This window comes from Chryseobacterium viscerum (genome assembly GCF_025949665.1).
Classification (GTDB): Bacteria; Bacteroidota; Bacteroidia; order Flavobacteriales; family Weeksellaceae; genus Chryseobacterium; species Chryseobacterium viscerum_A.
This window is the reverse complement of sequence record NZ_JAPDFT010000003.1, coordinates 82448-96378: the sequence shown is the minus strand read 5'-3', so window position 1 is coordinate 96378 and position 13931 is coordinate 82448. Positions and strand designations below refer to the sequence as shown.

Here is a 13931-nt window from a genome sequence, read left to right as displayed (position 1 = left end):
TTTTTTCTATTATTGGATGTTGTTATTTAAAATCAGCATCAGTAGCCTTATTGATCTCATAAGTCTTTACATTCATTGTCATATCCATTCCCATCTGGCTTACAGAGATGGTGTATGGCATTTTTACCCCTTCTACATCTTTGTAATTTGAGAATGTTGTTGGGATTGTCATTTCCTGACCTTTAGCTTTTACTTTTTTGGTTTCTCCGGTTTTTAATCCTGTTGCAACGCTATAGTAATACGTAGTATCTCCACTTTTAATAGCATAAGAATCTTCACCACCAATTTTCTCAATTCCTCCTAATTTATAATCAGCAGATTTTGCAAAACCTAATTCTTCGAAAAGCTCCGGGTTCTTTTGTTTTTCAGCAATTTCTTCCGGTGTGATGTCTACTTTTTGTCCCATTTGCATAGAATAACCAGTCTTTCCGTCAAATACCTGCTTCTGAACAACCTGTCCCATTGCTGTTACAGTAGTAAGCTCCTTTCCGCCTTGTGCCTTAACGATTTTAAAATCGATGTTTTGTCCTTGCATAGACATTGAAGCATTCGTGGTATACGAAGTGATTTTAGCTAAATTAGCTTTCCCTCCGATAGCATTGATGTATTTATCTGCAATAGAGGCAACCGTTACACTGGCATCTACTTTTTGTACAGTTGGTTTTGCAACAGAGTTGGCATCCTTATCAAAATATTTTACAGGATAACCTAGTTTTTCCAATCCTTCAGAAATATCAGATGCTTTACCTGCAATGAAAATTCTGCTTTGGTTAGGTAAAATAGTAGCTTTTACAGCATTTGCAACATCTGCAGCAGTTACCTTATCGATAGATTTTAAGTAATTGGTGTAGAAATCAGCTGGAAGATCCTGAACTTTTTGATTTAAAGCAAACCTTGCAATAGTAGCCGGCTGTTCCAAAGACATGATGAAAGATCCTTTCAGCTTAGCTTTAGCATTGGCCAATTCTTCTGGTTTTACTGTAGAGATTGCGTTAAGTTCATTCATGAATTCTTTAACGGCTTTGTCTGTAACTTCGTTTCTTACACTTGCACTTGCAGAGAATTGCGGAGAATACTTGCTGGCAACCATACTTGAATAAGCTCCATAAGTGAATCCGTTTTTCTCTCTAAGGTTCATGAAAAGTCTTGCTTCTCCACCACCACCAAGAATGTAGTTGGCGATTGTTGCAGGGAAGTAGTTAGCATCTTTCATTTTCAGGTTGTTCAGGTTGTTTAATGAAACAACAGACTGTACTGCAGAAGGAACATCTACTACGTTGATCTCCGTTTTAGCTACATTGGAAGCAGGTTCTAACGGAGCAATAGGAGTGTTCACTTTTTTCCAGCCACTGAAGGCTTTCTCAATCAAAGGCTTTACCTGATCAAATTTTACATCTCCTACAATTACTAAGTAAGCATTGTCCGGAGCATAGTATTTTTTGTAAGTATTCTGAACATCAGCAAGCTGAATTTTGTTGATAGACTCCACAGTTTCAAACTCTCCTCTTGACGTATTTTTTCCATACATCAAAGCATTAGAAACTCTTTCAGCAATAGAAGAAGCATTTTTTTCCTCAGACTTTAATCCTTCGACTGCTCTTTCTTTAGAGTTTTGAATTTCTTCGGCAGAGAATTTAGGATTAATGATTGCATCAGCCATCAAACCTAAAACTTCAGGGAAATATTTTGAAAGTGAATTGGCAGAAGCACCTCCTGAAGAGAAGTTCAGATTCGCTCCAAGATAATCCACTTTTTTGTTGAAATCATCTTTGCTGATATTGGTTGTTCCGTTTTCGAACTGTTCAGCCATAATTTCGCTTACTCCGGTTACAGCTCCTTCGTGGTATGGAGGTCTGTCCATAGAAAGGCTTGCGCTTACTCTTGGCAGTTTATTGTTCTCAACCACCATTACCGTAAGACCATTGCTTAGCTGGAAAGTTTTTGGCTTCGCAATGTTAATGGCAGGAGTAGGTCCCGGCTTCGGCATTGCATTAAGATCTATTTTTTGTGCTGAAACCATTCCTGTAAAGAAAAATGCTGCAGCTATATATGTTAATTGCTTTTTCATTTGTAAAAATTTAATTTTTAATAATCATATTATAACCTAAAAAGTTGAAATGATTACTTTTTCTCAGGTACGTAATTAATGACTATTCTTTGGTTAGAATTAAGATACTTTTTAGCAGCATTTTGAAGATCCTGTCTTGTGATAGATCTGTAAATGTCGATTTCTTTGTTGATCAAATTCGTGTCCCCCATCAATACGTGGTTGGTTGCCAATGAAGCCGCAATTCCCTGAATGCTTGAGTTGGCATTTACAAACTGGTTTTCATACTGGTTTTGAAGTTTTTGATAATCGTCCTCAGAGATTAACGTAGTCTGAAGTTTTTTGATTTCAGCATCAATGTCAGCCTGTAAAGCCTGCTTTGTAGTCTGTCCCATCGGGATCGCGAAGAATGCGAAAATACTGTAATCTTCAAGCCCCTGGTTGAAAGCAGCTACCTGAAGCGCTTTTTTATCCTGATCTACTAATTTTTTATATAAAACTGAAGACTTACCATTGCTTAAATAAGAAGAAAGCATATCTAAAACATAAGCATCTTTCTCTTTATTAGCCGGAGTTCTGTACGCGAAAACATAAGCAGGAAGCTGAATGTTCGGATCTGTTGCAGTCACTTCCTTTTCCTGAGTGATAGGAGTATCTTTCGGGAAATCTTTTGGATATAATGTTCCTTTTGGAATTCCTCCATAGTAGGTTTCAATCCATTTTTTAGTCTGCTCAGGTTTGATGTCTCCTGCAACAACCAAAGTAGCATTATTCGGAACGTAAAACTTCTTATAGAACGCCTGGAATTCTTCTAATTTAGCAGAGTTCAGATCTTCCATAGAACCAATTGTCGGCCAGTTGTATGGGTGATTGGTAAATAAATTTTTCTGAATTGTCGTGAAAAGGTTTCCATAAGGCTGGTTATCCATTCTTAATCTTTTCTCTTCTTTTACAACCTCTCTCTGTGTATCTACACCAATCTGGTTGATGACAGCATGACGCATTCTTTCAGCCTCCATCCAAAGTCCAAGCTGTTCATTGTTGGAAGGGAATGTTTCATAGTAATAAGTTCTGTCATTGGTAGTGTTGGCGTTGTTCTGTCCTCCGTTTGAAGAAACAATCTTAAACCAGTCTCCTCTCTTGATGTTAGGAGTTCCTTCAAATAAAAGGTGTTCAAAGAAGTGAGCAAAGCCTGTTCTGCCTTTTACTTCATCTTTTGCACCTACGTGGTACATTACACCTGTTGTTACAACCGGCGCCGAATTATCCTGATGAAGAATTACGTGAAGACCATTGGGAAGGTCGTACTCTTCGAATTTGATTTGCTGTGCATTCAGCATTAGCCCGAAGAAAGCTACGGCAGCAGCAGAAAGAAGTCGCTTTTTCATAAAATTTAGAAATTGTTTATCAATTAGTACGAAAAGTGAATTAAATGTTACAAAGTTTATAGAAATATATGATTGCAGGGGAATAATTTTAAGAGGTTTAAAAGTGAATGGTGAATAGTGAATTCGCTTCGCTTGTGAATTTGTTATGGGATTCGGGTTGCGTGGTTTGAGCTTACGAATAATTATTGTAGACAAATTTTCTACTCGGCAATTGATCATTCACTATTGACCATTCACTTGCGAATCAAAATTGACTATTGGAACTCCAAGATTGAATGGTCAATTCGCTGTGCTTGTGAATTTGTTATGGGATTCGGGTTGCGTGGTTTGAGCTTACGAATAATTATTGTAGATAAGTTTTCTACTCGGCGATTAATCATTCACCCTTGAGTATTCACTTGCGAATCAAAATTGACTATTGGAACTCCAAGATTGAATGGTCAATTCGCTGTGCTTGTGAATTTGTTATGGGATTCGGGTTGCGTGGTTTGAGCTTACGAATAATTATTGTAGATAAGTTTTTACTCGGCGATTAATCATTCACTATTGACCATTCACTTGCGAATCAAAATTGACTATTAACCCAATCCTGGTATTTCAAATCTCGAACTTCTCTATGAAAGTTTGAATTCTCCTCTGAATACATTAATTTTGTGTTCCCAAAATTTTTTTGCTGTATGGACTATTTGAAAGGACTCAATGAATCACAATATGAAGCCGTTACCTCTTTACAAGGCCCTTTGATGGTACTTGCGGGAGCAGGTTCCGGGAAAACGCGTGTACTTACCATGCGTATTGCTCATTTAATACATAATGGAATAGACCCTTTCAATATCCTGGCACTTACCTTTACCAATAAGGCGGCTCGTGAAATGAAAGACCGTATTGCAAAAGTAGTAGGAGACAGCAATGCAAGAAGCCTTTGGATGGGAACTTTTCACTCTGTTTTTGCAAGAATTTTAAGAATTGAGTCTCATTATCTAGGATACCCTTCCAATTTTACCATTTATGATCAGCAGGATGCCCTGAATGTGATCAAAAAAGTATTGAAGGATATGAATATTGATGCGGATCTTTATAAACCTAAAAAAGTTCAGGCAAGAATTTCAACCTATAAGAATAATCTGATTACGGTAAAAGCTTATTTCAACAATCCGGAACTGATGGAAGCGGATGAAAAGGCAAATATGAAATTCATCGGGCAGATTTATCAGAAATATGTGGATCAGTGTTTCAGAAATGGATCTATGGATTTTGATGACCTGCTGTTGAAAACCAATGAGCTGCTGACACGTTTTCCAGAAGTGCTTGCAAAATATCAGGACAGGTTCAGATACATCATGGTAGATGAGTACCAGGATACCAACCATTCTCAGTATCTTATCGTAAAAGCATTAGCTTCAAAATTTGAGAATATCTGCGTGGTAGGGGATGATGCACAGTCTATCTATTCTTTCCGTGGAGCGAATATCTACAATATCTTAAACTTTAAAAAAGATTATACGGATGCCAAAACGGTATCATTGGAACAGAATTATCGTTCTACACAGAATATTGTAAATGCAGCTAATGTAGTGATTGCAAAAAACCTGCAGCAATTTAAGAAAAATGTATTCAGTGATAATGAAGAAGGGGACAAGATTAAAATATACCGCTCTCTTTCCGATGCTGATGAAGCCAATTTTGTAGCAGGAAATATCTGGGAACTCCGTAACCGTGACCAGAGAAAATACAGCGATTTTGCCATTTTATACAGAACAAACTCTCAGACACGTGCTTTTGAAGATGCGCTGAGACGCAAAAATATTCCGTACAAAGTATATGGAGGACTTTCTTTCTACCAAAGAAAAGAAGTAAAAGACCTTATTGGTTATCTGCGTCTTCTGATTAATGAAAATGATTCTGAAGCATTGATGAGAATTATCAATTATCCTGCAAGAGGAATAGGAGAAACAACACAGAATAAACTGATCGTTTTTGCAGATGCTCATAATATTGCGGTTTCAAAAGTATTGGAAAATCTTCCGATGTATGCACCGCAATTAGGGCTGAACAACGGAGTTTTGAACAAACTGAACGATTTCTGGTCCATGATCAAGGCTTTTCAGGTATTGCTGAAAACAGAAACGGCTTACAGCGTAGCTATGGAAGTGGCAAAACGAAGCGGGTTAATCAAATTCTTAAAAGATGATCAGACTCCTGAAGGAATTTCCAGAGTAGAAAACGTACAGGAATTGATGAACTCTATGCAAGGGTTTATTGAAGAACAGATGCAGCTTGAAGACGGAGATCCGAGCCTTTCCAATTTCCTTGAAAATATTGCACTCTCTGCTGATACTCAGGATAAAAACCTGGAAGATGATATGGTTTCTTTGATGACGATTCACCTTTCAAAAGGATTGGAATTCCCGGTAGTACATCTGGTAGGCCTTGAAGAAAACCTTTTCCCAAGTTTTATGAGCTCTGCAACCAGAGAAGATCTTGAGGAAGAGAGAAGACTATTTTATGTGGCATTGACAAGGGCTGAAAAACAGGTCTTTTTCTCATATGCTGTTTCCCGTTTCCAATGGGGGAAAATCACAGATGCAGAACCTTCAAGATTCTTAAGTGAAATTGATGATGAATATATTGAATTCCTTAATCCTGCTTTGGAAAAAAGGTTTATCAATAATTCAGGGGTGAAGTCCAATATTTTTGATGAACATCCTTCTGAAATGAAATCTTTCAAAAAGGTTGAGAAAAAAACAATTGACAGAGGAGATACTTCAAAACCGGCACCGGAAGTAAGAAAACTGAAACCTGTAAGTACAGCCAAAATTATTAACCCAAGCGGAGCTTCTTCCCAGGATATTGAAGTAGGAGATAAAGTGAGACATGACCGTTTCGGTATCGGAGAGGTTAGTTTTCTGGATGGAACAGATCCGCAGAATATCAAAGCAAAAGTGATTTTCATCCATGAAGGAGAGAAAAATCTGATTCTGAAATATGCTAAATTGACTAAGATTTAATTGCAAATATTTAAACATACAAGATAACGGATTCAATTTTGGATCCGTTTTTTTTAACACGAAGTTCGCAAAGTGAATATCATATTGTGTTTATTTTTCGATCGCGATGACGTTCCACTCAGCGAAGTAAATTTTCTTTGCTAAACGAAGTGGCATTGCGATCATCAGACTAATAAGCTCAAGTTTCTTTGCGATCATGGCGTTTTTATTTTAGATCTAACATTCTATAAAACGATGTTTTTTATGGAAATGTTCTTAAATTATCATAACTTTAAATGAGGGATAGAAAGAAACAATAAACGTTTTTTATAAAAACAAAGTCTATTGATTTTGTAGACTAATAAATATATTTTACATTTGCACCCTGTAAAAACATAAATGTTCAATCAAATTAAACTATATGAAAAATAAAAAAACTATTCTTTCGGTCTCTGCTTTATTTTTTCTTGGCGTATATACTTACGGACAGGAAAAAGACAGCATTAAAACAAATAAGGATACCATAAAAACCAATAATGTAGAAGAAGTAGTTGTATTAGGTTCAAGAGCCGGAGCCAGATCTAAAGTAGACAGTCCGGTCCCGGTAGATGTATTCAATGTAAAAGAATCTTCAATTATACTTCCACAGACCAATATCGGACAAATTCTGAATGCTGTAGCACCTTCATTTACATCCACTATTCAAACCAATTCTGATGGTACAGACCACTTGGATCCTGCTCAGTTAAGAGGTTTAGGGCCAGATCAGGTACTGGTTTTGGTGAATGGGAAAAGAAGACATACATCAGCACTGGTAAACGTAAACGGAACACCGGGAAGAGGTACTGTAGGAACAGATTTGAATGCAATTCCTTCTTTCGCTTTGAACAGAATAGAAGTATTAAGAGACGGAGCAGCTGCCCAATACGGATCTGATGCCATTGCCGGAGTGATCAACCTTGATCTGAAAAGAGATACAGGAAAACTGGCAGGACAGATCAGCTACGGAGGAAATCTTACGCCAACAGCTAATGATCATACCGGGGATTTTGACGGACAGAATATTCAGCTGGATTTGAACTATGGGAATAAAATTGGAACCAAAGGTGGTTTCTTTAATATTACCTGGTCTTCACAATTCAGAAACCCAACTTACAGAGCGGGAACAGAAAGTGGTCCGATTTACAATGCTTACAATGCTATTGAACAACGAGCATTGAATGACGGAGTGAACCTTTCTTCTCTTTTTACAAATATCAACAATACGCCCAATTCACAGCAGCTTGTGAATTACATTCATCAATATGCTCAGAATGTAAGCTATTTTTCTCAGGGTTTACAAAACGATATTCAGGGAGCTAATACCATTTCCGCATTACAGAATGTTTTGAAATCTGCAAATTTCACCAGAGATCAGCTTAATTATATCACAGATCAGGAGCTGGCTTACAGAGGACAAACGAGAAAAGATTTCAATATGCAGGTAGGGCAATCTAAGCTTAACAATCACCAGCTTTTTGTGAATGCCGAGATCCCTGTAAGTGACAACTGGAAAGTGTATACTTTTGGTGGATATAGCTTAAGACACGGAACCTCCGGAGGATTTTACAGAAGACCAAGTGAAAGCAGAACTTTTACAGGATTATATCCTAATGGTTATCTTCCTCAGATTGGAACAGATATTCAGGATATTTCGCTGGCTGCCGGAATCAAAGGAAAATGGGACGGGTGGAATATTGATTTCAGTAATACATATGGACAAAATTCATTTACCTATAATATTCAGAATACAGGAAATACCTCTTTACGTTTTGCTTCACCAAGAGAGTTTAATGCGGGTGGACTTAGATTTTCCCAAAATACCATCAATTTAGATTTCTCTAAAAAATATGATGTATGGGAAGGTATCAATGTAGCATTTGGAGCTGAGCACCGTTACGAGAATTTTAAAATTACTCAGGGTGAAGAGGCTTCCTATGCAACGTATGATGCTTCCGGAAATGTATGGAACGGAAACTCTGTGAGACCTACTGACTTCTTTGGAGCAGCACTTCCGGGAGGTTCACAGGTATTCAACGGATTTAAACCTGGAAATGCTGTAGATAAAAACAGACAGTCGGTAGCAGCCTATGCAGATGTTGAATTCAACTTTACCAACTGGTTACTGGTAGATGCAGCAGCGAGATATGAAAACTATTCAGATTTCGGGTCTACATTCAATTATAAATTGGCTTCAAGAATTAAGGTTGCTCCTAATTTCAATGTGAGATTTGCAGGATCTACAGGATTCAGAGCACCATCAATCCACCAGATTTATTATAATGTAACGTCTACATTATTCACAAATAATCAGCTTTTGGAAGTGGGAACTTTCAGTAATGATTCTCAGCTGGCAGGATTGCTGGATATGCCAAAACTGAAGCAGGAAACTTCTAAATCTGCAAGTGTAGGATTTACTTACAGAATTCCTTCGGTGGGACTTAGCTTTACTGCAGACGGATATTTCACAAGAATTGATAACCGTATTATCCTTACCGACCAATTCTTAAGAGCAAGCGTTCCTCAGAAAGCACAGGAAGCTTATGATCAGTTGGGAATCAATGCAGCGCAGTTCTTTACCAATGCCATTGATACGGAAACAAAAGGTTTGGATGTGGTAATTTCACACAATGCAAGATTTTCAGGATTTAAATTAGATAATAACTTTGCTATTAACCTTAATAAAACAAAACAGGTTGGTGATATCCATTCTGCAGGACTTCTTCAGTCGCCACAATTGGAGAAAGTATACTTCTCTGAAAAATCAAGAGTATATCTGGAAGAAGCTGTACCGAGAGTGAAAGCCAGTCTTTCTCATACGCTTTCATGGAAAAATGCAAGTTTCTATTTGAGAAATACCTATTTTGGAAAAGTGACAGGTGCTGATATTATTGATGTGAACGGAGACGGAATCATTGATTTTAATGAACATCAGCAGATCGGAGATAAGATCATTACTGATTTGTCTGCTGCTTATCAGTTTACTAAAAATGTAGGATTGACTTTAGGTGTAAACAATTTGTTTGATATTTATCCAACGAAGAACCTTACTGCTTCCACCAATAACGACCAATTCATCTATTCACGTTCCACTTCACAGTTTGGACAAAATGGGAGATATGTTTTTGCAAGACTTAATTTCAATTTTTAAATAAAACAAAAGATAATGCTTATAAAAAAACAGTTCAGAATTTCTGAACTGTTTTTCTTTATGATTATATGAATTTTATCTTTCTACCAATTCCTTCACAGGTTCACCATAATGATCAATCTCTGTTTTGTTGATCTGAAGAAGCTGATACCATTTCCTGAAAGCTCCTGCAAATACGATAAGCATCAGGATCATTGCCGTTGCCGCTAATGCAGCCAGTAAGTACTGTCCTTTCGGAATATAGATGGCAGTTACCTGGATATACCCTGCCCAGAAAGTAATTCCAGCCATAAAAACTCCCGGAATAGCTGAGCATAAAGCATATTTTCCCCTGTTCATCCTTATCAGCATTGTTGTACAGACAATAAGTCCGCAGGCAGCCAGCAGCTGATTACTGATTCCGAATAACGGCCAGATACTGTTTACGTTTCCGGTATACACCAGATATCCCCAGGCAAAAGTGAAAAGAAGACTGCTGATGATAATTCCCGGAATCCAATTTTTATCATTGAATTTTGGAACTACAGAACCCAGCATTTCCTGCAAAAAGAAACGTCCCACTCTTGTTCCCGCATCAATAGCAGTAAGAATAAATACAGCTTCAAACATAATGGCGAAATTATACCAATAAGCCGTCAGCTGATCCATATATGGTATTTTATTAAAGATATGAGCCATTCCCACAGCCAGAGATACTGCACCTCCGGTTCTGCCATACAGATCAATTCCTATCTTCTGTGAATAGTAATCAATATCTACTCCGTGCAGGGAAGGATGTGCCGCAAGAAAAGAATCATAAGCCTCTTTGGGAGTGTTGATCGCAAAATAATCACCCGGCATCAATGTACAGGCAGCAATAAGTGCCATCAATGCTACGAAACCTTCCACCAGCATGGCTCCATAACCTACGAAAAGTATTTCTCTTTCTTTATTAAGCATTTTCGGAGTTGTTCCCGTGGCAATTACAGCATGGAAACCGGAAATTGCACCACACGCAATTACAATGAAGATAAAAGGAAGAACCGGACCGCCAATAATAGGTCCTCCACCATTGACAAAAGCTGTGATGGCAGGCATCTGTATGGTAGGGTGAATAACAATTACCCCAATAGCCAGCATGATAATAGTTCCTATCTTTAAATAAGTAGAAAGGTAGTCCCTTGGAACTAAAAGCAGCCATACCGGTAATACGGAAGCAATAAAGCCATATAGAGGAATGGCAATAGAAATTGTTTTGATATCCCAGGAAAATAAATTATTCATGGTAGGATTCTGCATCAGACTGTGACCTCCGATGATGCCGGCAATCAAAAGGATTCCTCCCAAAATACTTGCAAACAGGACACTGTTCTTTTTATAGCGCATAATCAGTCCCATGATAATGGCAATAGGCATAGTAATGATTACTGTAAAAAGAGACCATGAGGCTTCATGCATCGCATTGATACAAGCCAGTGATAAACCAGCCAGCGTAAGAATCAGAATGAAAAGAATAGCAAAACCTGCCACAGTTCCAGTAGCTTTTCCGATTTCTTTTGAAGCAATTGTCGCGAGGCTTTGTCCTTTGTGCCTTACAGAAGCAAAGAGTACAACCATATCATGCACTCCGCCTCCCAATACACAGCCAATCAGAATCCATAATGCACCCGGAAGATATCCGAACTGCGCAGCAAGAACTGGTCCTACCAAAGGTCCAGCCGCTGCAATAGCTGCAAAATGATGTCCAAAAAGTACGTTTTTATTAGTAGCAACATAATCTTTACCATCTGCAAATTCTACAGCAGGGGTAATATTTTGATCGTTAAGCCTAAGAACTTTATTGGCAATAAAAATACCATAAAAACGGTAAGCTATTGCAAAAATAAGAACAGATGCAAATATGAGCGTAAGCGCATTGATATTATTCAAAGAATCCATATTGCGTATTTTTTTTAATGAATGATTAATTTATTGGCTGTTTTTTTAAAAATAATTTAAACAATAGCCAAGGTAATTAATTTTCGATTAAAAAATATGGATATGTATATCAATTTAGCAAATTTGTTGTTGATTTTATATTTATTATGCTGATTTGTAGTGTTTTGATTTGTATTTAAAAACGTAGATGTATATTATTTCTTTTGCGAAAGAACGAAATCTACCATCTCATCTGTCAGTTTATCCAGATAAGCCTTATCAGTCGTCCCAAATCCATGGACTCCGCCCTCTACAATGATTAAAGAGTTCTGAATTTTGGCTCTGTTTAATTTTCTGTGAAGCTTTTTAGACTGACTTAAAGGGACAATTTTATCATTATTCCCCTGAACAATTAAAGTAGGGACTCCTTCCGAAACAAAATTAACAGGAGATATGGTTTTTAGATAATCAATGGCTTTGTCCTGATCTTTCCTGATATCATATCCAGAAATTCCTTTCACAAGATTTTCCTGTAAACCGACAATTTTTTTTGACATTAATCCGATCAGTGCTACCGGAATCGTGCCTAATTTTGTGTGGAAAAGTTTGTTGAGGTCTGCAGGGCCATAATGATCAATTACATAATTTACTTTAGCAGAATAAGACGAAAGTTCCGGATTACCCAGATAAGTATTGTCTGGAGTATAGGCGGCCATCAAGGAAAGGTGAGCTCCAGCTGAAGCTCCAAATAGCCCAATATTGTTGGTGTCAAAATGATATTGCTCTGCATTTTTTCTTACCCATCTTACTGCATCTTTGGTATCTTCCAAAGGTGATGGAAAATGAGTACTGTCATTCAAAAGTGTATAATTAATACTGACTACGGCATATTGTTTTGCCATCAGCTTTGCAATGGTAGTTTCCAGATAATTATCTGCGTGAACCACTTTATCACCTTCTATCCATCCACCTCCGTGAACATAGATCAATACTGGGAGCAACCGGTCAGCAGGAGCATTTTTGGGTGTAAAAATATCCAGTTTAACGGCATTGCCTTTTCTGTTGGCTTTATATACAATGTCCTCAGATAGATTGGCTATTTCCGGAAGTAATGTACTTTTTACAGGTGCAGTCTTCACCTGTACTTGTGAAAAGTTCTGTGAAAAACTTAAAGTAAAAACACTTAAAAATAAAACAAAAAACAGGTTTGTGAAAAACCTGTAGATTGATATATTGTATATAGATGATTTCATAATAAATTTTTTTAGAGGGTGTGTTATTTTACTAACTCCTCAAAAAGTTTACCAAAAGTACTATTTAAATCTTTGGATTTTCCAGGATGAGGTCTGGAAGTCTGCACTACAGCACTTCTTACAGCTGTCAGCCAGCGGAAACGTTCAGGAATATCAAGCAGGGCAATAGGACCGCCGTCTTTATCACCGTTGGCAATTTTCTGAAAACTTTCAAGATTCTGGATGATATCTTCATAGTCCAGCTTACTGTGCATGAGTTTAAATTTATCAGGACACAAATAAAATTCTACCCTGATGAATTTTTCCCTTTTGGAAAACATTACCAGCCCGATATTGAAAAATTCTTCTCTTTCAACTTTAGGTACCAAGCGTATTACCGCATATTCATATATTTTATCCTCTTGCATTTTTAGCTTCGTTTACAAAGATTTGAGAATTTTCTAATCTGGTTTTCATAAACTGAAAATAGATCTCACGAATTTCGTCAGATGTTTCATCAGCATCATTCCAGTGCAGCCAGTCTTCAGGAATCGTATTAACAATTTCTCTGAAAAGTGTATCATTCAGTACCTCGTGGGCAAATTGATCTGCTTGGTCAAGCATTTTTGCTTTAGGGAGAAGTACATGGTCTTTCACATATTTGAAAGGTGTTTTTGCTGCTGTATCAAAATTTTGCCAGGAGTGGTGGAAGTAGAACGAAGCACCATTATCAATGATCCAAAGCTCTTTATTCCACATCAGCATATTTGTATTCTTAAAAGTACGGTCAATGTTGGTAATAAAGGCATCCAGCCATACTATTTTTGAAGCCAGAAGGGGATCTACACGTACTCCCGGATCATAAGTGATGGAACCGGAAAGATAATGCAGACCAAGATTCAGACCTTCAGAAAATTTCAGAAGATCCTGTATTTCTTCATCGGCTTCCGTTCTTCCAAAATCGGCATCAACATTGATAAAAACAAGCTCAGGAATTTGTAGTCCCAACGCTTCGGTAATCTTTCCACCCAAAAGTTCAGAGATAAGCATTTTTACCCCATGGCCTGCACCACGGAATTTTAATACATATTTGAAATCATCATCAGCTTCTGCCAGAGCGGGAAGAGATCCTCCCTCTCTCAGTGGCAGAATGTAACGCATCACGGTTACAGTTCTTAAATTCTGCATGAA

8 protein-coding genes are annotated in these 13931 nt (G+C 37.5%); 2 read left to right on the top strand and 6 right to left on the bottom strand.

Annotation, left to right across the window (positions count from 1 at the left end; translation table 11 throughout):
• Positions 1-22: 22 nt before the first annotated feature.
• Together OL225_RS17230 and OL225_RS17225 are read right to left on the bottom strand one after the other, a co-directional pair.
• Positions 23-2068 carry a M16 family metallopeptidase gene (locus OL225_RS17230; protein WP_264519054.1) on the bottom strand — a complete coding sequence of 682 codons (2046 nt, stop codon included), beginning with the start codon at positions 2066-2068 and terminating at the stop codon, positions 23-25.
• 53 nt (positions 2069-2121) lie between these two features.
• A complete protein-coding gene (locus OL225_RS17225; RefSeq protein WP_264519053.1) occupies positions 2122-3435 on the bottom strand; it encodes a M16 family metallopeptidase in 1314 nt (437 codons plus the stop codon).
• Between the two features lie 677 nt (positions 3436-4112).
• On the opposite strand from OL225_RS17225, the gene OL225_RS17220 reads away from it, so the two are divergent.
• Positions 4113-6443 carry an ATP-dependent helicase gene (locus OL225_RS17220; RefSeq protein WP_047373690.1) on the top strand — a complete coding sequence of 777 codons (2331 nt, stop codon included), beginning with the start codon at positions 4113-4115 and terminating at the stop codon, positions 6441-6443.
• Positions 6444-6843: 400 nt separating this feature from the next.
• A complete protein-coding gene (locus tag OL225_RS17215) occupies positions 6844-9612 on the top strand; it encodes a TonB-dependent receptor plug domain-containing protein (RefSeq protein WP_264519052.1) in 2769 nt (922 codons plus the stop codon).
• A gap of 75 nt (positions 9613-9687) precedes the next feature.
• Here the strand turns inward: OL225_RS17215 and OL225_RS17210 are convergent, their stop codons facing one another.
• From OL225_RS17210 to OL225_RS17195, 4 genes are all read right to left on the bottom strand, one after another.
• Positions 9688-11529 carry a carbon starvation protein A gene (locus tag OL225_RS17210; RefSeq protein ID WP_264519051.1) on the bottom strand — a complete coding sequence of 614 codons (1842 nt, stop codon included), beginning with the start codon at positions 11527-11529 and terminating at the stop codon, positions 9688-9690.
• A 194-nt stretch (positions 11530-11723) separates the two neighbouring features.
• Complete coding sequence (locus tag OL225_RS17205) at positions 11724-12761, bottom strand: alpha/beta hydrolase (RefSeq protein WP_264519050.1); 1038 nt, start codon at positions 12759-12761, stop codon at positions 11724-11726.
• Positions 12762-12784: 23 nt separating this feature from the next.
• Complete coding sequence (locus OL225_RS17200; protein WP_077414077.1) at positions 12785-13168, bottom strand: DUF3037 domain-containing protein; 384 nt, start codon at positions 13166-13168, stop codon at positions 12785-12787.
• On the bottom strand, positions 13155-13928 hold the full coding sequence (locus tag OL225_RS17195; RefSeq protein ID WP_264519049.1) for a HipA family kinase: 774 nt from the start codon (positions 13926-13928) through the stop codon (positions 13155-13157). The genes OL225_RS17200 and OL225_RS17195 overlap by 14 nt, the downstream gene beginning before the upstream one ends.
• Positions 13929-13931: the final 3 nt, after the last annotated feature.

What these genes read in the sequence shown, in the direction of transcription:
- OL225_RS17230 (WP_264519054.1), bottom strand. Translation starts at nt 2,068, where the DNA reads ATGAAAAAGCAATTAACATATATAGCTGCAGCATTTTTCTTTACAGGA.
- OL225_RS17225 (WP_264519053.1), bottom strand. Translation starts at nt 3,435, where the DNA reads ATGAAAAAGCGACTTCTTTCTGCTGCTGCCGTAGCTTTCTTCGGGCTA.
- OL225_RS17220 (WP_047373690.1), top strand. Translation starts at nt 4,113, where the DNA reads ATGGACTATTTGAAAGGACTCAATGAATCACAATATGAAGCCGTTACC.
- OL225_RS17215 (WP_264519052.1), top strand. Translation starts at nt 6,844, where the DNA reads ATGAAAAATAAAAAAACTATTCTTTCGGTCTCTGCTTTATTTTTTCTT.
- OL225_RS17210 (WP_264519051.1), bottom strand. Translation starts at nt 11,529, where the DNA reads ATGGATTCTTTGAATAATATCAATGCGCTTACGCTCATATTTGCATCT.
- OL225_RS17205 (WP_264519050.1), bottom strand. Translation starts at nt 12,761, where the DNA reads ATGAAATCATCTATATACAATATATCAATCTACAGGTTTTTCACAAAC.
- OL225_RS17200 (WP_077414077.1), bottom strand. Translation starts at nt 13,168, where the DNA reads ATGCAAGAGGATAAAATATATGAATATGCGGTAATACGCTTGGTACCT.
- OL225_RS17195 (WP_264519049.1), bottom strand. Translation starts at nt 13,928, where the DNA reads ATGCAGAATTTAAGAACTGTAACCGTGATGCGTTACATTCTGCCACTG.